The organism is Rhodococcus sp. NPDC078407, from assembly GCF_044542515.1.
Taxonomy (GTDB): Bacteria; Actinomycetota; Actinomycetes; order Mycobacteriales; family Mycobacteriaceae; genus Rhodococcoides.
Genome location: NZ_JBITUQ010000032.1, coordinates 12,214 through 30,940, shown reverse-complemented (window position 1 = coordinate 30,940; position 18,727 = coordinate 12,214). Strand labels below are relative to the sequence as shown.

Genomic DNA, 18,727 nt, shown 5'->3' with positions numbered 1-18,727 from the left:
AGCACACACGCTGCGGCCCTTCTCGTCGGTCCTGAACGATCAGCGGATCACAGATTCAATCCGCGACCGATGATCTCCTTCATGATCTCGGTGGTGCCGCCGTAGATGGTCTGGACGCGAGAGTCCATGTATGCCTTGGCGATCGGGTATTCCTTCATGTAGCCGTAGCCGCCGTGCAGCTGCAGGCACCGGTCGATCAACTTGACCTGATTCTCGGTGGTCCACCACTTCGCCATCGCGGCTTCCTGGACGGTCAACTTGTCGTCGTTGAGCAGTTCGATGAACTTGTCCACCATGATGCGGGTGGCTGTGGTCTCGGTTGCCAACTCCGCCAACACGAAACGGGTGTTCTGGAACTTGCCGATCGACTTACCGAACGCCTTGCGGTCGCGGCAGTACTGGATGGTCATGTCCAGTGCCGATTCCATGGCCGCCGCGGCGACGACGGCGATCGACAGCCGCTCCTGGGGAAGGTTCTGCATGAGGTAGATGAAGCCCATGCCTTCTTCGCCGAGCAGGTTGGCTGCGGGCACTCGAACGTCCGTGAAGCTCAGTTCCGCTGTGTCCTGGGCCTTCATACCGATCTTGTCGAGATTGCGGCCACGCTCGAAGCCGGGCATATCGCGCTCGACGACCAACAGGCTGAAGCCCTGGGCACCCTTTTCCGGGTCGGTGCAGGCCACGACGATGATGAGATCGGCGTTGATTCCGTTGGTGATGAACGTCTTCGACCCGTTCAGCACCCAGTCGTCGCCGTCGCGGACGGCCTTGGTCTTGATGCCCTGCAGGTCGCTGCCGGTGCCCGGCTCGGTCATGGCGATCGCGGTGATCAGCTCACCCGAGCAGAATCCGGGGAGCCAACGCTGCTTCTGCTCGTCGTTGGCCAACTCGATGAAGTACGGCGCGACGACGTCGTTGTGCAGTGTGAAGCCGATGCCGCTGTAGCCGCCGCGGGTGGTTTCCTCGGTGACGATGGCGTTGTAGCGGAAGTCCTTGACTCCGCCGCCGCCGAACTCCTCCGGCGCAGCAGTTCCGAGGAAGCCCTGCTTACCGGCCTCGACCCAGACGCCGCGGTCGACGATGTTCTGCTCTTCCCACTTCGCGTGATTGGGCGCTACGTGCTGTTCGAGAAACTTCCGGTACGACTCCCGGAACAGCTCGTGCTCGGGCTCGAAAAGTGTGCGTTCCACGCAGATCTCCTTGTTCGATGCGCACCGTCGTCGACCACGAGAAAGGGGTGTCACAGCGCGGTCGTCGGTGCGACTGACGTCACCGTTCAACAGTACGTTCGCAGTGCACCGGGGGTCGATGACCAAAACGCGCGCGATCCGTGACCGCCCTCGCTAGCTCCGCCTGCCCGTTCTGCCTCGGGCGAGCGCCGAGACGATCGGGTAGCCGATCAGGATTCCGAGCGAGCCCCACGCGATACCGCCGAGTTCCACCGAGCCGACCGACAGCGTCAGGTCACCGATACCCGCGACGAGCGCCGCGGCGACCACCATGAGATTGACCGGATCGGTGAAGTCGACCTTCGCGTCGGTCCAGATGCGAACGCCCAGCAGTCCGATGAGCCCGTACAGAACCAATGTTGCGCCGCCGATGACGCCGTCGGGCACGGTGAAGATCAGGGCACCGAACTTGGGCGAGAACGCCAGCACGATCGCGGTGACGGCCGCGACCCAATACGCCGCCGTCGAATAGACGCGGGTGGCCGCCATGACGCCGATGTTCTCGGCGTACGTGGTGGTACCCGAACCACCACCGACTCCGGCCAGCGTGGTGGCCAGGCCGTCGGCGATCAGTGCATCACCGGCTACGTCGTCGAGGTTCTTGCCGGTCATTGCCGCTACGGCCTTGACGTGGCCCACGTTCTCGGCGACGAGGACGATCACCACCGGCAGTGCCACCAGAATCACCGAGAGCTCGAACGTTGGTCCGCGGAACTCGGGCAGGCCGATCCAGCTCGCCGCGTCCAGCGCGTCGAGCCGGGCTTGCGCGATGCCACCGGTGACAGCGGCGAACACCCAGCCCACGACGACACCGACGAGAATTCCGAGCCGGCCGACCAGCCCTGGTCCGACCGCTGTGGCCAGCAGGATGGCGACCAGCGTGACGGCGGCGATCAGAGGTTGCGCCTCGAACGACGTGGTTGCGGCCGGAGCGAGGTTGAGCCCGATGAGCACCACCACGGCACCGGTCACGACAGGAGGCATCGCGGCGTCCAACACGCGTCGGCCTGCGACCTTGACGACGACACCGATGGCGGCAAGAACGAGACCTACGCACAGAACTGCACCGAGCTGAGCAGCCGGGCCGTCGGCCTGGGTGGCACCGAGAGGTGCCAGGAATGCAAAGGACGATCCGAGGTAGCTCGGCACCCGGCCCCTGGTGATCACGAGGAACAGGACCGTTCCGATACCCGAGAACAGCAGCGTTGTCGAGACCGGGAAGCCGGTGATCGTCGGGACCAGCAGCGTCGCGCCGAACATCGCGACGACGTGCTGCATGCCGATCCCGATGGTGCGCGGCCAGGTCAACCGCTCGTCCGGTGCCACCACCGCTCCGGCCTCGACGGTTCGTCCGTTTCCGTGCAGCGCCCAACCCAGATTTCTCATGATGGCAAGAGACTATTGCGTCAGCCGAGGATCGCGCTCACTGCCTCACGGGCGGCGGCGGTGCTGTCGGTTTTCAGGGCAGCAGCAGCTGCGGCCTTGCACTGATCGAGGGTGACCGTTGCCAACTTGGAACCCACGTGTGCGACGGCAGCCGACGCAGCGGACAGGGACGTGATGCCCAACCCCACCAACACGCACGCCAGGAGCGGATCGGCAGCGGCCTCGCCACACACACCGACGGGCTTGCCGACTTTGACACCGGCCGCTGCGGTGTGAGCCACGAGCGCCAACACCGCCGGTTGCCACGGGTCGGTCAGCCCGGCGAGCTGCGCAGACATCCGGTCCGCGGCCATCGTGTACTGAGCCAGATCGTTGGTGCCGATGGACAGGAAGTCCACGTGCTCGAGGATGTGTTCGGCGAGCAGAGCCGCGGCGGGAATCTCGATCATCACGCCGGGGGTGAGGCCCCGCTCGCGGACGTCGGCGGCGAAGTCCTTCGCCTCCAGCGCGGTCGCGATCATCGGAGCCATCACCCACGGGGAGGAGTCGGTGGCCTTGGCGGCTGCTGCGATCCCGTCGAGCTGGCGGTACAGAATGCCGCGATCCGCCTCGGCGATGCGAATACCGCGAATTCCCAGTGCCGGGTTGGCCTCGTCGGGATGGGTGGCGAACCGCAGCGGCTTGTCCGAGCCTGCGTCGAGAGTGCGCACGACGACCTTCATGCCTGCGAAGGCATCGAGCACCTGGCCGTAGATCTCGGCCTGCTCGTCGACGGTCGGTTCCACATCGCGGTCCAGGAAGCACAGTTCGGTACGGAACAGTCCGACGCCGTCGGCTGCACTCGATCGCGCGGCGCGGGCACCTGCCCCGTCCTGCACGTTGGCGAGGATGTCGACCGCATGGCCGTCGGCGGTGGTGCCCGGACCCGTCCACTTCGATACCCGGTCGAGCTCGTCGCGGGCGGAGATCACTGCAGCGCGGGCGGACTCGGCGTCCGGTTCGAGGTCGATGCGGCCACTGGTTCCGTCGACGGACGCGTGCGTGCCCGCGGCGATGTCGTCGAGCCCCGCCACCGCGACGATGCATGGGATACCGAGCTGGCGGGCGATGATTGCCGTGTGGCTGGTCGGGCCGCCGAGCGAGGTAGCGAGTCCGACGATGAGGGTGGGGTCGAGGCCGGCGGTATCGGCGGGTGCGAGATCGTCGGCGAACAGCACCGACGGTTCTTCCGGCACCGGAACACCGGGCTCCGGAACGCCGAGGATCTCGGCGATGACGCGATCGCGGATATCACGCAGGTCGGTCACCCGCTCGGCCATCAGTCCGCCGAGCTGGGTGAACATAGCCGCGAACTTCTCGGTGGCTGCTGCGGTTGCGGTGACGGCAGAGCTGCCCTTGGCGATGGAGGAGCGCGCCGCACCGAGCCAGCCGCGATCCGTTGCCATCGCGGCATTGGCCGAGAGGACCTCCGACGCAGCTCCCGTCGCCAGCTCTGCGCGACCGCGCAGTCGAGTGGCGACGGCATTCGCGGCGGCATCGAACACCGCCTTCTCGGATTCGCGGTCCGCCTCGGCCACCTCGCCGGTATCGGCGGGAATGGACGGGCGGGCACCGGGGCGGATGACAGGGCCGTATCCGACACCGGGTACGACGGGCGTACCGCGCAGCGTCGTCTGCGCCGCTCCGGTCCCGGCGGCATCAACTGTCGTGCCTGCGTGTCCGGTCGACGCGGTGCTGACCGATCCCGTCATGTGGTCCTCCTCGGATCTTGCGTGAACAAAAGATCATCGCATCTGTTCGGCGAGCTGTGGCGCGCTCATTTTCTCGCCTGTGTTGTGACCGAGATTACTCCAAAGCCTTGACATGTCAACACACACGGGCGTAAAACAACATAAAGCAACATCAACTCGGAAGGAGACGCAGGTGTACGCCGAAGAAAGACAGCACGCGATCGCCGAACTGATCAGCACGCACGGCCGCGTCTCCGTCAACGATCTCTCCGCCACGTACGGCGTCACCACCGAAACCGTGCGACGCGATCTCGCCACCCTCGATCGACTGGGAGTGGTGCGGCGCGTTCACGGTGGAGCCGTACCCGCATCTGCGCTGACGACGCTCGAGCCCGGCGTCTCCGAGCGAGAGTTCACCCGCGCCGATCAGAAGGATGCAATAGCAGCTGCAGCGCTGGCCTTCCTGCCACCGGTCGGCGGAAGCGCGGTGTTCGACGCGGGCACCACCACAGGACGGCTCGCGGGCCTACTGCCGCACGATCGCGAACTGACACTGGTGACCAACTCGGTGCCGATCGCAGCCCGGGCCGCAACCATGCCGGCCGTCAACCTTCGACTGCTCGGCGGGCGGGTCCGCGGAACCACCCAGGCCGCCGTCGGTGACGAAGCATTACGCGCCCTCGAATGGCTCCGGGTGGACGTCGCGTTCATCGGAACCAACGCCATCAGCGTCGGACACGGCCTGTCCACCCCGGACAGCGACGAGGCAGCGGTCAAGCGGGCCATGGTCCACGGTGCCAATCACGTTGTGGTGCTTGCCGACTCGTCGAAGATCGGCCGCGAACACCTGGTGAGTTTCGCCAGAGTGGAATCCATCGATGTCATCGTCACCGACAGCGATATCACCAACACCGACCGTAAGAATCTCAGCGACAAAGGAATCGAGGTGGTGATCGCATGATGGTCACACTCACGGCCAACCCGAGTATGGACCGCACGGTCACACTCGACGCACCGCTCGTTCGCGGCGGCGTACATCGGGCATCGACGTCGGTCACCGACCCGGGTGGCAAGGGCGTCAACGTCGCCCGTGTCCTCGGCGGATCCGGAGTGGAGGCACTGGCCGTACTCCCGGCCAATGTCGGAGATCCCTTGCTCGACGCGATGTCCGACAAAGGTGTGCGGTTTTCCGCCGTTCCGACGTCGGGTCCGGCGCGTACCAACATCACGGTGAGCGAGCTCGGTGGTACCACCACCAAGATCAACGAGCCGGGCGCCACGGTGTCGGAGCACACCCGCGTCGAGCTACGCGATCGAATCATCGGTCTCGCAGTCGATGCCGAATGGGTGGTCCTCTCGGGTTCCCTGCCGCCGGGCTTGCCCGTCGGCTGGTACGCCGAGCTCGTCGTCGCTCTGCGCGCCACCTCTGCGAAGGTTGCCGTCGATACGTCCGACGAACCACTGCTGGCTCTCGCTGCAGGGTTCCCGGCGTCGGCCCCGGACTTGATCAAGCCCAATTCCGAGGAACTCGCCCAACTCACCGGGTACGATTCGAGCGAGCTGGAAGATGCTGCAGCACAGGGCGACCCCACTGCAGCCATCGCCGCGAGCACCATACTTCTCGGTCGAGGCGTCGGCGCTGTCCTGGCCACCCTCGGCAGCGCCGGAGCCGTACTGGTCACCGCGGACGGATCCTGGTTCGCCAGCCCGCCCCCGATAACGGCGGTCAGCACCGTCGGTGCGGGCGATTCCTCCCTCGCCGGCTACATCCTCGCCGATGCCGAGAACTGTTCCGACGCAGACAAACTTCGCCGCGCCGTGGCCTACGGAACGGCAGCCACCGCGCTACCAGGCACCACGCTTCCCCTGCCCGAGCAGACCCACCCGAATTCGGTGACGGTTCGCGCGCTCGACATCTCCACCTCCGTCTCCCCGTCCACGCTCTCCCCTTCCTCGAACCGTCTCTAGGAGTCTGCAATGTCCACCCCCACCGAAGATCGTCCGATCATCGCCGAGGAACTGATCCTCCTCGACGCAGATCTCGGCGAATCCAAAGCTGACGTGATCGAGCGCCTCGCAGGCGTTCTCGGTTCTGCCGGTCGCGCAACCGACAACGACGCTCTCCGCGACGCCGCGCTCGCCCGCGAAGCACAGTCGGCGACCGGCCTGCCCGGCGGAATCGCCATCCCGCACTGCCGATCCGAAGCCGTCACCTCGGCGTCCCTCGGATTTGCCCGACTCGACCCCAAGGTCGATTTCGGTGCGCCCGACGGCCCCGCAGACCTCGTCTTCCTGATCGCAGCGCCGGCCGGAGCCGGCTCGGCACACATGAAGTTGCTCTCCAGCCTGGCCCGCGCACTGGTCAAGCCCGAATTCGTCACCTCGCTTCGCAACGCGTCCTCGGCAGCCGAGATCGTCGCGCTCGTCGACGGTGTCATCAACCCCGCGGCCAAGCCCGCCGTAGCGGTTCCGGCAGCTGCGGCTCCAGCAGCTCCGGTGTCCACCGCCAAGCACAGCGCGGTCGCCACTCCGGCAGAGGCGTCGTCGGCTCCGAAGCACATCGTCGCAGTCACCGCCTGCCCCACCGGAATTGCGCACACCTACATGGCTGCCGATTCGCTCGTCGCAGCAGGCGAGCGCGCCGGGGTCACGGTCCACGTCGAGACCCAGGGATCGAGCGGCAGCACGCCGCTGGACCCCTCGATCATCGCCGGAGCGGAAGCCGTCATCTTCGCCACCGATGTGGGTGTGAAGAACCGCGAGCGTTTCGCCGGTAAGCCCGTCATCTCCTCCGGCGTCAAGCGCGCCATCAACGAGCCCGACGTCATGGTCACCGAAGCTCTTCGTGCGGCATTGAACCCGGACGCGGCTCGCGTCGGCGGCACGGCGGTTGCGGCAGGCTCCAACGACTCGGCCGGCGAGCTCGGCTGGGGCACGAAGCTGCGCCAGATTCTGTTGACCGGTGTCAGCTACATGATTCCGTTCGTCGCGGCCGGTGGTCTGCTGATCGCTCTCGGCTTCTTCATCGGCGGATACGAGATCTCTGGAACTGCTGAAGAGATCGTTATCAACAACTCGTTGACGGCCCTTCCGGATGGGGGGCTCAAGATCTACCTCGGCGCCGTCCTGTTCCAGATCGGTGCGTTGTCGTTCAGCTTCCTGGTCCCCGCGCTGGCCGGCTATATCTCTTACGCCATCGCCGACAGGCCCGGCCTCGCACCAGGTTTCACTGCAGGTGCGGTGGCCGTACTCGTCGGTGCAGGCTTCCTCGGCGGTCTCGTCGGTGGTCTGATCGCCGGCTTCATCGCCCTCTGGGTCAGCCGTTGGAAGATTCCGACAGTTCTGCGCGGACTCATGCCCGTCGTGGTGATTCCACTCGTCGCCTCTCTCGTCGTCGGCGGCATCATGTTCCTGCTGCTCGGCAAGCCGCTTGCCGCCATCACGAACGGACTGACCAACTGGCTCAATGGCCTCAGCGGATCCGCGATCATCATTCTGGGCATCATTCTCGGCCTGATGATGTGCTTCGACCTCGGTGGCCCGGTCAACAAAGCTGCCTACGCCTTCGCCACCGCGGGCCTGTCGGTCACCGATATCGCATCACTGCGCATCATGGCAGCCGTCATGGCCGCAGGAATGGTGCCGCCCCTGGCCATGGCACTCGCTTCCACGGTTCGTTCGCGTCTGTTCACCGAAGCCGAGCGCGAGAACGGCAAGGCCGCATGGTTCTTGGGAGCTGCCTTCATCTCCGAGGGTGCAATCCCGTTCGCCGCGGCCGACCCGCTTCGCGTCATCCCGTCGATGATGGCCGGTGGCGCAGTGACCGGTGCGCTGATCATGGCCTTCGACGTCACCCTGAGTGCACCCCACGGCGGCATCTTCGTCTTCGTCGCCATCGGCGGAATCCTGTGGTTCCTCATCGCACTGGTTGCCGGAACACTCGTCTCGGCGTTCCTGGTTGTCACAGCCAAGCAGTTCGTCAAGGGCAAGAATGCCCCGTCGGACGCCGAAATCGATCCGGAACTCGCCACCGTCTGACACTCGCTACGATCGCAACGAACCCACTACGAAGGAGCACCACATGCCCAGCACCACAGTCGCCGTCGGATCCTCGATCGGTCTGCACGCTCGTCCCGCAGCACTGATCGCCGACGCCGTCGCCGAGGCCGGCGTGGACGTCACCCTCGCAGTGGCCGACTCGGAGCCGGTCGATGCAGGTTCGGCCCTGATGATCATGACGCTCGGTGCCACCAAGGGGACCGAAGTCACCGTCACTAGTGACGACCAGGCAGCCCACGACAAAGTCGTCGCTCTCGTCCAGGCAGATTTGGACGCCTGACACGACCGCCTAGCGAGAACGCATCGATCGCCGGACGGTGAACCCCACCGCTCCGGCGATCAGCACCACCCCAGCAGCGACGGCAGCTCGGAATCCCCATTCCGAGTCCGTCGCTGCCGGCGTCTGGGCTGGTTGCTCGGCCACGGCGGACGACGATACCGAAGCGGGGGTGGCGGCCGGAGCGCCAAGTTCCAGCGACTCGGCGTTCGGAATCCGAAGTATCGGCGGAAGCGATCCGTCCGTCGGACCGAATCCCGCCTCCGACGCCAGGAGCAGACTTCCGTCGCCGAGAAATGCCAGTGCCTCGCCCTGCGGCTGGTCGGGCAACGGCACCACGGCCCGAGGCGCTGTCGGATCGACCAACGCCGACGCGATGTCCCCGTCGGACGTGCGGAACAGGTACGCATCGGTGTACGTGCGCACGGCAGCGACTGTGCCGTCGGCGTTCACCGCTCCCCCGGTTGCCAGAATCGATCCCACCACGAACGGCGGCCCACCGACCGTGTCGGTTGCGGTGAACACCAGATCGCCGACCTTGCGCATCGGCGTCGGCCCCGGGTTGGTCAGATCGGCGACGGATTCGTCGCCGGCCGGTACGTACACCCCGCTCACGCCCGAGAGTTCCTTGGTGACGATCACCGGCCTACCACCGTGCTCGATCAGTATCGTCTCGGCGTCGTGTGCACCGTCGGGGTAGGTCAGTCGGTACAGCTCGCCCGCGCCTGTCGTAGGGTCAATTCGCGTCAGTGCGACTGTGTCACGACGCATCTGGTTGTCGCCGATGTCGGCCAACCACAGCGAACCGTCGTACGAGGTGAGGTCCTCGACGTCGTATGGGTCGACGGGTACGTCGATCCACCGTTCTACGGCACAGTTTCCGTTCAGCACCGCGACGCGATCGTCGGCTCCGCTGTCTCCGATTCCGAACAGAACTCCGTCGATCGACGTCAATCCGGACAGTTCGGCGAGGCCGGGATCAGTTGGCCGACAGTATGTTTCCGTGTCGATCGGCGCAGCGAACGCGGTCCCGGCGAATGCGGTGGCGAACACGGACACAGCAGCACCCCGCACCGCCACCCGGCACCACATCGACGTCAGACGCTGGGAACGGTTGCCGCGAACTCGACGAGCGCCGCCGCAAGCGATTGCGGCACACGAGCTTCCACGCGGGTGCCCTCTTCCTCGTGAGTGGACTTCACGATCCGGCCGTCGGTATGGATTCGCGCGACCAGATCACCACGGGTGTAGGGCACGAGAACGTCGACCAACACGTCCGGCTCGGAGAGGATCTCGGCCAGGTGATCTCGGAGGGCGTCGATGCCCTCGCCGGTCTTGGCCGAGACGAACCGCGCACCGTCGAGCAGTCCGCGCAGTTGGGTCAGCTGCACCGGATCGGCGGCGTCGATCTTGTTGACCACCAACAACTCCGGCGGCATCTTCGCATCCTGCTCCCGAACCACGTCGGTGATCACTTCGCGCACGGCCTTGATCTGATCGACCGGCAGAGGATCCGATCCGTCGACCACGTGCAGCAGCAGATCGGCGTCGGTGACTTCCTCGAGCGTCGAGCGGAACGCTTCGACCAACTGGGTCGGCAGATGTCGGACGAATCCGACGGTGTCGGTCAGCACGATCTCGCGACCGTCCTCCAGAGTGGACTTGCGCGTGGTGGGGTCGAGGGTCGCGAACAACGCGTTCTGCACCAACACACCGGATCCGGTCAGCGCATTCAACAGACTCGACTTGCCGGCGTTGGTGTATCCCACGATGGCGATGGACGGCACCGTGCCACTGAGTCGCTGTTCACGTTTGGTGTCGCGGGCCTGCTTCATGCCCTTGATCTCGCGGCGCAGCTTGGCCATCCGCTCACGGATGCGTCGACGGTCGGTCTCGATCTTCGTTTCACCCGGTCCGCGAAGACCCACACCACCGTTGCTGCCTGCACGTCCACCGGCCTGACGCGACATCGATTCACCCCAGCCACGAAGCCTGGGCAACATGTATTCCATCTGCGCGAACGCCACCTGCGCCTTGCCTTCTCGGGAGGTCGCATGTTGGGCGAAGATGTCGAGAATCAACGCGGTCCGGTCGATGACCTTGACCTTGACGACCTTCTCCAACGCGTTGAGCTGAGCAGGCGTCAGTTCACCGTCGCAGATCACGGTATCGGCACCGGTCGCGAGCACGATGTCGCGCACCTCCTGGGCCTTACCGGAACCGATGTACGTCGCGGCATCGGGCTTGTCGCGCCGTTGCATCAGCGCTTCGAGAACCTCCGAGCCGGCGGTCTCGGCCAGCGCTGCCAGTTCGGTCATGCTGGACTCGGCCTGCGCGGCCGTACCGGTGGTCCAGACGCCCACCAGCACGACGCGCTCGAGGCGCAGCTGCCGGTACTCGACCTCGGTGACATCGGTGAGCTCGGTGGACAATCCGGCCACTCGTCGGAGCGCCGTGCGATCTTCGAGCTGCATGTCACCCGAGGACGGCGAGTCCTCGTCATTGAGCGGCGAGCGAGACAGCCGCCTCGACCATGCGTCGGACTCCTCGCGGGTCCACGCAGATGCGGTGTCGGGTGAATCGTCGGCGTTCGTGTCGATCGGTTCGCCCGCAGGGGAGGTTTCATGTGAGTTCGTCATACGTCCCCCATGATCCACGAAAAGCCCAGCGTGTGCACGCGGGTTTCGCCTCGGCCCACACAGCGCCCCGAGCGGACGTCAGTTCTGCGCCTCGAACCATCGGGTGTCGATCTCGCCGCGAGCGAGCAGAACCGAGGGCCCACGGAGGGTGGCACCCACATGGTCGATGGCCACGCGAACCCGGCCGCCGAGCACGCCCACGCTCACCTCGCCCGTTTCGAGGCCCTCGTACGACAGCGCAGCGGCTGCGGCGGCCACGGTGCCGGTGCCACACGACCGCGTTTCGCCCACTCCACGCTCGAACACTCGCATCTCGACGCGGCCGTCGTCGAGCCTGGTCACGATCTCGAGGTTTGCACCGCGGGGGAAGAACTCGGCGTCCAGGGACGGTGGAGCGGAGAAGTCGAGAGCCCCCAGAGCAGCACGATCGAGCGTGCCGTCGACACAGGCCAGGTGCGGGTTGCCGACATCGATTCCGACGCCCTCGTACGACCCGCCCGCAAACGTCGCCGAGCTCGAGCCCAACAACGTGACGTCGCCCATTGCAACGGTGACATCGGCGTCGGTGTGGTCGAACGAGTGCACCGTCACCGCACGAGCCCCGGCCCGCGATCCTACGACGAACTGGTCGCGTTCTTCCAGGTCGTGTGCGCGGAGGTAATGGGCGAACACGCGCACCCCGTTGCCGCACATCTCGGCGATGCTGCCGTCGGCATTGCGGTAGTCCATGAACCAGTCTTCGGGCTCCACACCCGCCGGAATGCGATCGAGAACACCGGCATCTCGCAGCACGCCGGCTCGCGCGACCCGCAGAATGCCATCGGCTCCCAGACCCTGGCGTCGATCACACAGCGCCACCACTGCCGACCTGGTGAGCTCGAGTTCGGCCGAAGGATCGGGAAGTACGACGAAATCGTTCTGCGTTCCGTGGCCCTTGGCGAATTCCATGACCGCGAGTCTACGGGGACGCCGTTATCGAGGGCCGATGGCGGACAGGGCGTCCGACAGCAGTGTCGACGACGCCCCGTCGAGCCATCGCACGCGGTCGTCTCGGCGAAACCAGGAGCGCTGGCGTCGCACATATCGTCTGGTGCCGATGAACGTGCGCTCCCGGGCGTGCTCGATGTCGCACTCCCCCGCCAATACGTCGAGAACCTGCGCGTAGCCGATCGCCCGCGACGCCGTGACTCCCTCGCGCAATCCCAGCTCGAGCAGACTTTCCACCTCGTCGAGCAGTCCGGACTCGAACATCAGCCGCGTGCGGGTGTCGATTCGCTCGTCCAGTTCGGCGGTCTCCCGGTCGACCCCCAATATTATTGTGTCCCATCGCGGTTCACCGATCGTGGGAGCCGATGCCGCGAAGGGTTGCCCGGTCAGCTCCACGACCTCGAGTGCGCGGACCATGCGACGACCGTCGGTGGGCAGAATGGACGCCGCGGCCTCGGGATCGGCCGCGACCAACGCGCGATGGACCTCTTCCACCCCGCCGCTCGCCAACACCTCTTCCCACTTCGCACGAACCACCGGATCCGTCGCCGGGAAGGCCCACTCGTCGAGCAACGACTGCACGTACATCATGGACCCGCCGACGATGATCGGTCGCCGACCTCTGGATCTGATGTCGTCGACGTCGGCGACGGCCGCGGATTGGTACCGCGCGACGGTCGCTGTCTCGGTGACCTCGAGCACGTCCAACTGGTGGTGACGTACGCCGCGGCGGTCTGCCACCGGCAGCTTCGCAGTTCCGATGTCCATCCCCCGGTACTGCTGCATCGCGTCGATGTTGACGATCTCACCGTCGAGCTTCTCGGCCAGGTCGAGTGCCAGTTCGGACTTACCGGTCGCGGTCGGCCCAATCACTGCGATCGGGGTCGTGGGCGAATTCCCCGCGTCGGGTTCGTCGGTCACCGGACCCACGTTCCGACGTAGTACCCGACCCCGAACGGTGCCCGGCGGTAGTGCTCTGTGGCCGTGATCGTGTCCGATTTCGCCAGCGCCGCCAGAACCTGCCACGCGGCCCGTCCACCGACGCCGATGGACGCACACAGATCCACGTCGAGGCTCGCCAGTGCATCGACATCGGCTGCGGCGAGGGCGTCGTCGATCAGCTGCTGGACCTGCGCCGACCGCTCGTCGAACGATCCCGGCGCCTTGTCGGTCAGCGTGTTCGCGCCGTCCGCCAGCAGCAACACGCCCCAGTTCTCGTCGGAGGCGTCCAGTTCCCGCCGCAACGCCGCCCCGACGTTCGCGCACCACTGCGCACTCGCGTCGGCGGGGATCGTCCGAACCTCGATCGCGGAGTCGGGCGCAGCCGTTCCGCGCAACCAACCGGCTGTCAGTACCGCGAGTGGCAGATCAGGGTCCGGCACTGTCGACACCGAGTCATCGGCCAGGCTCACGACCACGTCGACGCCGAACCCGAGAAATGTACCGACCGTCGAAGGCGTGTACGTCGCCTCGGAGTCATCGACACCGATGGCCAACCACCGGTCGGTCGACGACGTCAGCTCGCCCATCGCTCGCACAGCGGCCGAACGAAGATCGGCCGTCTCGTCGGCACTCGAGCCCGTCAGTTCGGGGACGAGCAACGGTGGAGAGGGCACCAGGGCCACAGCGCGAAACACGAACACCACGCTAGTCGGTGACGCGACTTGGCCGGACGAGTCCACCTCGAGTCGTCTGAGCTGTTTCAATGGTCCGATCGGTCGTCACCTAGTTCAATGGTGTCCAGATCGCGAGTGAAGGCAGCCGTGACGCGCGGCAGAGATGAGGAACGATGACCGACCCGAACGCCGGCACCCCCACCGAGGCAACCACCTCGGACGTAGCCGCCCCCACCACCGGTGCCACCGAGCCCGGTACCTCGAGCCCCGGTGGATCCGTCCCGGGCAGTGGCACCCAGTCCAGCAGTGGACCCAAGCCGGGCGGTGGACCCAAGCCGGGCGGCGGTGCTCCTCGACCTGCAGGTTCGGCCGGCGCAAAACCACATCCGACGCCGTCGCACGTCCCGTCCACTGTTCCAACGGTTGCCCCGGCCAGCGATCCCAGCAAGTTCGGCAGAGTCGACGACGACGGCACCGCGTGGGTGACCACCGCCGACGGCGAGCGGCAGATCGGCTCCTGGCAGGCCGGTGACGCAGCGGAGGGCCTGGCTCATTTCGGACGACGTTACGACGATCTGGCCACCGAGGTAGGTCTTCTCGAAGCACGGTTGTCCTCGGGTACCGGCGATGCCAAGAAAACCAAGGCCGCTGCTTCCGCCCTGATGGCGAGTCTTCCCACAGCGGCGGTGATCGGAGACCTCGACCTGCTGGCCCGACGACTCGACGCGGTCGTCGAGCACTCCGACGCCGCGGCAGCGGTGGCCAAGCACGAGAAGGAACTCGAACGAGCCGAGCACACCGCGCGCAAGGAGGCCCTGGCGGCCGAGGCCGAGGTGATCGGCAGCGAATCGACGCAGTGGAAGCAGGCCGGCGATCGGCTGCGCGAGATACTCGACGAGTGGAAGACGATTCGAGGGGTCGACCGCAAGGTCGACGATGCACTGTGGAAGCGCTACTCCAAGGCGCGGGAGAATTTCAATCGTCGCCGCGGGGCTCATTTCGCCGATCTCGATCGCGAACGAGGCGCCGCGAAAGTCCGTAAGGAAGAGTTGGTCGAGCGCGCCAAGGCGCTGTCTTCGTCCACCGATTGGGGCCCCACCGCAGCAGCGTTCCGCGATCTCCTGGTGGAGTGGAAGGCATCCGGGCGAGCTCCGCGCGACGCCGACGATGCACTGTGGAAGAACTTCAAGGCTGCTCAGGACGTGTTCTTCGCCGCCCGAAACGCTGCCGCCTCCGAGCGCGACGCCGAATTCGAGGGCAATGCCGAGGCCAAGGAAGCACTGTTGGCCAAGACCCACATCGATCCGAGCAAGGACCTCGACGCCGCCCGCTCGGCGCTGCGCGATCTGCAGGACAAGTGGGATGCCATCGGCAAGGTTCCGCGAGAAAAGATGCAGGAACTCGAAGGCAAACTACGCGCGATCGAGAAGTCCGTGCACGATGCGGTGGAGTCGCAGTGGCGTCGCTCCGACCCCGAGGCCGTGGCCCGCGCTGCTCAGTTCCGCGAGCGGGTGGCTCAGTTCGAGGATCAGGCAGTCAAGGCGACGGCAGCCGGCAAGACGAAGGACGCCGAGCGGGCGCTGGCACAGGCGCAGCAATGGCGTGAATGGGCCGACGCAGCGGAGAGCGCAGTCGACGAATTGTGACTCCCGGGCTCTACCGCTGACTGGGGCGGCCATTCGGTTCTACGGGGCCGAGCGGCCGTCCCACAGTCGCAACTTCTGTTCGCCCGATGCGGCTGCGATCCGCCGCTGTTCCTGGGCCGCGAGCTGAGAGTTGGTCTTGTTCCATACCGCTTTGAGCCAGTGAAACGTCAGCACGATCACGGTGATCCACGCAATGATGAGCCCGATTCCCGGTCCGCTGCCCTGCAGGTTGTCCGGCACTGTCTGCCTCGTCCAGATCGAGAGCATCCCGTACACCGACGACACCGCACACCCTGCCAACGCAGCCCAGGCCAGCGCCCACACGCGGGTGACCAGCGCAAGCACCGACATCACCACACCGAACGTCATTATCAGCACGACGAAGATGCGCGAAGGCAGCGCAATCGATTCGGCGACTGCCGCGTCGCTGCCCGTGAGCACGTCGAAGCCGCTGGCCGATCCGGTGTGCGGCAACGCGAACGTGACCAACAGAACCAGCACCAGCCCGGCCACCACCATTGCCCGCGCACCCGGGTCCAGCTCGGTCATCACCGCACGTTCGGTTCGCCCCAGTTCCTCTGCGGATCGAAAGGGCACGACGCGATCGGGTCCGTCTTTCTCTGTCATGCGGTACATCCTGTCTGAGCCGGTAGCGGCGCAGGTGCGCCGACCGTGGGAAGTCCGAGGCCGACGCCGATCGGTGCCGTCTTCGGCATGACTCCGCGTTCGTGGGCGTCTCCTGCCGCGGTACGGCGGTGGGTGAGCACGCCTGCATCGGCGATGAGATGGTACGGAGCGGCCGCCGTGAGGGTGGTCGTGACGATGTCGCCCGGGCGGATATCGCTCGACGTGTCGGCGTCCACGGCGAAGTGCACGAGTCGGCCGTCCCGGGCTCGCCCGCTCATCCGATGGGTTGCCGCGTTCTTGCGACCTTCGCCAGTGGCGACGAGCAGTTCGACCTCGGTCCCTATCAGCGCCCAGTTGGCCTCGAGGACGATGTCTTCCTGCAGGGCGATCAATCGCAGATACCGTTCTTGCACAACTTCTTTGGGTACCTGGTCGGGCATGTCGGCCGCCGGCGTTCCCGGCCGCTTGGAGTACTGGAAGGTGTAGGCGTTGGCGAATTTTGCCCGACGCACCACGTCGAGCGTCTGCTCGAAATCCTCCTCGGTCTCGCCCGGGAATCCGACGATGATGTCGGTCGTGACCGCCGCATGTGGCATGGCCTCGCGGACCTTGTCGATGATGCCCATGAACTTGCTCTGCCGATAAGAACGACGCATCGCCTTGAGGATGCGGTCCGAACCGGACTGCAACGGCATGTGCAGAGTGGGACAGATGTTGGGAGTGGACGCCATGGCATCGATGACATCGTCGGTGAACTCGGCCGGGTGCGGCGACGTGAAGCGCACTCTCTCGAGGCCCTCGATCGCGCCGCAGGCAGTCAGCAGCGACGCGAATGCGCCGCGATCGCGAGGCATGTTCGGATCGGCGAACGAGGCACCGTATGCGTTGACGTTCTGTCCGAGCAGCGTCACCTCCAGCACGCCCTGATCCACCAAAGCCTGTACCTCGGCAAGGATGTCGCCCGGCCTACGATCGATTTCCTTGCCGCGTAGAGCAGGCACGATGCAGAACGTGCAGGTGTTGTTGCAGCCCACCGAGATCGACACCCAGCCCGCGTATGCCGATTCGCGCTTCGCAGGCAGGGTCGACGGGAAAGCATCGAGCGACTCGAGTATCTCGACCTGCGCCTGTTCGTTGTGTCGAGCGCGTTCGAGCAACACCGGTAACGACCCGATGTTGTGGGTGCCGAAGACAACGTCCACCCACGGTGCCTTCTTCACGACGGTGTCCCGGTCCTTCTGCGCCAGACACCCGCCGACCGCGATCTGCATGTTGGGGTTGCGGGTCTTGGCGGGCCGCAACATACCGAGGTTGCCGTACAGCTTGTTGTCTGCGTTCTCACGTACCGCACAGGTATTGAAGACAACGAGGTCGGCGTCGATTCCCGCGTCCGCCGGGACGTATCCGGCCTCCTCGAGCAGTCCCGACAGACGCTCCGAGTCGTGCACGTTCATCTGACAACCGTGCGTACGCACCTCGTAACTACGAGGGCCGAGCGCCGACGGGTCGGCAGTCGGCACGGGATCGGAACTTCCGCGATCGGCCACGTTCACGGTCGGAAAAACACTAGTCTGCACCCCTCCAGGGTACGTCCATCGCACCGACCGGCCCGCCGGGGTTCCGGGCGTCACCTCGGACTGTGCAGGGCCGATACGAGCCGACAGTAAAGTTTCCATTACATAATCGACGAAGGCAGGCGAAAACACCGGTCGGCGAGGAAACTACGCATAGGGTTTCGACTTATGACGCACGCCACCGAAGCGCCGGCATCGACACCCCCGCCGGGCGCACCATCGATGATCTCGCTCAAATCCGTCGACAAACACTTCGGTGATCTGCACGTCCTCAAGGACATCAACCTGGAAGTGCCGGCCGGACAGGTCGTCATCGTCGTGGGTCCTTCCGGATCGGGCAAGTCGACCCTCTGCCGCACCATCAACCGGTTGGAGCCGATCGATTCCGGTGCCATCGAAGTCGACGGCGATCTACTTCCCGCCGAGGGAAAGGCCCTTGCCGCACTGCGCGCCGATGTTGGCATGGTGTTCCAGTCGTTCAACCTGTTCGCGCACAAGACAATTCTGCAGAACGTCATGCTCGCACCCATGAAGGTGCGCAAGCAGAAGAAGGACGAGGCGGAGAAGAGTGCCCTGGCCCTCCTCGAGCGCGTCGGAATCGCGAATCAGGCCGACAAGTATCCCGCTCAGCTGTCCGGTGGTCAGCAGCAGCGTGTCGCCATCGCGCGATCCCTGGCCATGAACCCCAAGGTGATGCTCTTCGACGAGCCGACCTCGGCCCTCGACCCCGAAATGGTCAACGAGGTACTCGATGTCATGACCTCGCTCGCCAAGGAGGGAATGACGATGCTCGTCGTCACCCACGAGATGGGCTTCGCCCGCAAGGCCGGCGACCGCGTCATCTTCATGGCCGACGGTGCTGTCGTCGAGGACACCGATCCGGAGACCTTCTTCAAATCTCCCAAGTCCGAACGAGCCAAGGACTTCCTCGGCAAGATTCTCGGTCACTGACCCCCG

At 65.6% G+C, this 18,727-nt stretch carries 16 protein-coding genes; 6 read left to right on the top strand and 10 right to left on the bottom strand.

Translation table 11 applies throughout. The features are described 5' to 3' along the window. Positions 1-47: 47 nt before the first annotated feature. The 3 genes from ACIGGF_RS23280 to ACIGGF_RS23270 all read right to left on the bottom strand — a co-directional run bounded on the left by ACIGGF_RS23280 (position 48) and on the right by ACIGGF_RS23270 (position 4,366). Positions 48-1,190 carry an acyl-CoA dehydrogenase family protein gene (locus tag ACIGGF_RS23280; protein ID WP_397523474.1) on the bottom strand — a complete coding sequence of 381 codons (1,143 nt, stop codon included), beginning with the start codon at positions 1,188-1,190 and terminating at the stop codon, positions 48-50. A 153-nt stretch (positions 1,191-1,343) separates the two neighbouring features. After that, on the bottom strand, positions 1,344-2,615 hold the full coding sequence (locus ACIGGF_RS23275; protein ID WP_397523473.1) for a uracil-xanthine permease family protein: 1,272 nt from the start codon (positions 2,613-2,615) through the stop codon (positions 1,344-1,346). 20 nt (positions 2,616-2,635) lie between these two features. After that, the gene (locus ACIGGF_RS23270) at positions 2,636-4,366 is read right to left on the bottom strand and encodes a phosphoenolpyruvate--protein phosphotransferase (protein ID WP_397523472.1); all 1,731 of its coding nucleotides are present in this window, start codon (positions 4,364-4,366) and stop codon (positions 2,636-2,638) included. Positions 4,367-4,538: 172 nt separating this feature from the next. On the opposite strand from ACIGGF_RS23270, the gene ACIGGF_RS23265 reads away from it, so the two are divergent. Genes ACIGGF_RS23265 through ACIGGF_RS23250 form a run of 4 tightly spaced genes read left to right on the top strand, consistent with a single transcriptional unit; the run spans position 4,539 to position 8,684 of the window. Continuing rightward, complete coding sequence (locus ACIGGF_RS23265) at positions 4,539-5,306, top strand: DeoR/GlpR family DNA-binding transcription regulator (protein ID WP_397523471.1); 768 nt, start codon at positions 4,539-4,541, stop codon at positions 5,304-5,306. Continuing rightward, entirely contained in the window at positions 5,303-6,313 is a 1,011-nt protein-coding gene (locus ACIGGF_RS23260; RefSeq protein WP_397523470.1) for a 1-phosphofructokinase family hexose kinase, read from the top strand. Before ACIGGF_RS23265 ends, ACIGGF_RS23260 begins: the two co-directional genes overlap by 4 nt. 9 nt (positions 6,314-6,322) lie before the next feature. After that, positions 6,323-8,383, top strand: a complete 2,061-nt coding sequence (locus tag ACIGGF_RS23255; protein WP_397523469.1) for a fructose-specific PTS transporter subunit EIIC — start codon at positions 6,323-6,325, stop codon at positions 8,381-8,383. A gap of 43 nt (positions 8,384-8,426) precedes the next feature. Further along, complete coding sequence (locus tag ACIGGF_RS23250; protein WP_397523468.1) at positions 8,427-8,684, top strand: HPr family phosphocarrier protein; 258 nt, start codon at positions 8,427-8,429, stop codon at positions 8,682-8,684. 9 nt (positions 8,685-8,693) lie between these two features. Here the strand turns inward: ACIGGF_RS23250 and ACIGGF_RS23245 are convergent, their stop codons facing one another. The 5 genes from ACIGGF_RS23245 to ACIGGF_RS23225 all read right to left on the bottom strand — a co-directional run bounded on the left by ACIGGF_RS23245 (position 8,694) and on the right by ACIGGF_RS23225 (position 13,944). Then, positions 8,694-9,740, bottom strand: coding sequence for a hypothetical protein (locus tag ACIGGF_RS23245; RefSeq protein WP_397523467.1), 1,047 nt, complete (start codon positions 9,738-9,740; stop codon positions 8,694-8,696). A gap of 38 nt (positions 9,741-9,778) precedes the next feature. After that, a complete protein-coding gene (gene hflX, locus ACIGGF_RS23240; protein WP_397523466.1) occupies positions 9,779-11,320 on the bottom strand; it encodes a GTPase HflX in 1,542 nt (513 codons plus the stop codon). Between the two features lie 78 nt (positions 11,321-11,398). After that, the gene (gene dapF, locus ACIGGF_RS23235; protein ID WP_397523465.1) at positions 11,399-12,268 is read right to left on the bottom strand and encodes a diaminopimelate epimerase; all 870 of its coding nucleotides are present in this window, start codon (positions 12,266-12,268) and stop codon (positions 11,399-11,401) included. A gap of 24 nt (positions 12,269-12,292) precedes the next feature. Beyond that, entirely contained in the window at positions 12,293-13,228 is a 936-nt protein-coding gene (gene miaA / locus ACIGGF_RS23230; protein WP_397523464.1) for a tRNA (adenosine(37)-N6)-dimethylallyltransferase MiaA, read from the bottom strand. Next, entirely contained in the window at positions 13,225-13,944 is a 720-nt protein-coding gene (locus ACIGGF_RS23225; RefSeq protein WP_397523463.1) for a hypothetical protein, read from the bottom strand. The genes miaA and ACIGGF_RS23225 overlap by 4 nt, the downstream gene beginning before the upstream one ends. Before the next feature lie 152 nt (positions 13,945-14,096). Between ACIGGF_RS23225 and ACIGGF_RS23220 the strand changes: the two genes are divergently transcribed. Then, positions 14,097-15,569 carry a DUF349 domain-containing protein gene (locus ACIGGF_RS23220; RefSeq protein WP_397523462.1) on the top strand — a complete coding sequence of 491 codons (1,473 nt, stop codon included), beginning with the start codon at positions 14,097-14,099 and terminating at the stop codon, positions 15,567-15,569. A gap of 39 nt (positions 15,570-15,608) precedes the next feature. Here the strand turns inward: ACIGGF_RS23220 and ACIGGF_RS23215 are convergent, their stop codons facing one another. Beyond that, on the bottom strand, positions 15,609-16,196 hold the full coding sequence (locus ACIGGF_RS23215) for a hypothetical protein (RefSeq protein WP_397523461.1): 588 nt from the start codon (positions 16,194-16,196) through the stop codon (positions 15,609-15,611). Further along, a complete protein-coding gene (miaB, locus tag ACIGGF_RS23210) occupies positions 16,193-17,716 on the bottom strand; it encodes a tRNA (N6-isopentenyl adenosine(37)-C2)-methylthiotransferase MiaB (RefSeq protein WP_397523485.1) in 1,524 nt (507 codons plus the stop codon). Before miaB ends, ACIGGF_RS23215 begins: the two co-directional genes overlap by 4 nt. 276 nt (positions 17,717-17,992) lie before the next feature. Here miaB and ACIGGF_RS23205 point away from each other — a divergent pair, with 276 nt between their 5' ends. Continuing rightward, on the top strand, positions 17,993-18,721 hold the full coding sequence (locus tag ACIGGF_RS23205; protein WP_170944851.1) for an amino acid ABC transporter ATP-binding protein: 729 nt from the start codon (positions 17,993-17,995) through the stop codon (positions 18,719-18,721). Positions 18,722-18,727: the final 6 nt, after the last annotated feature.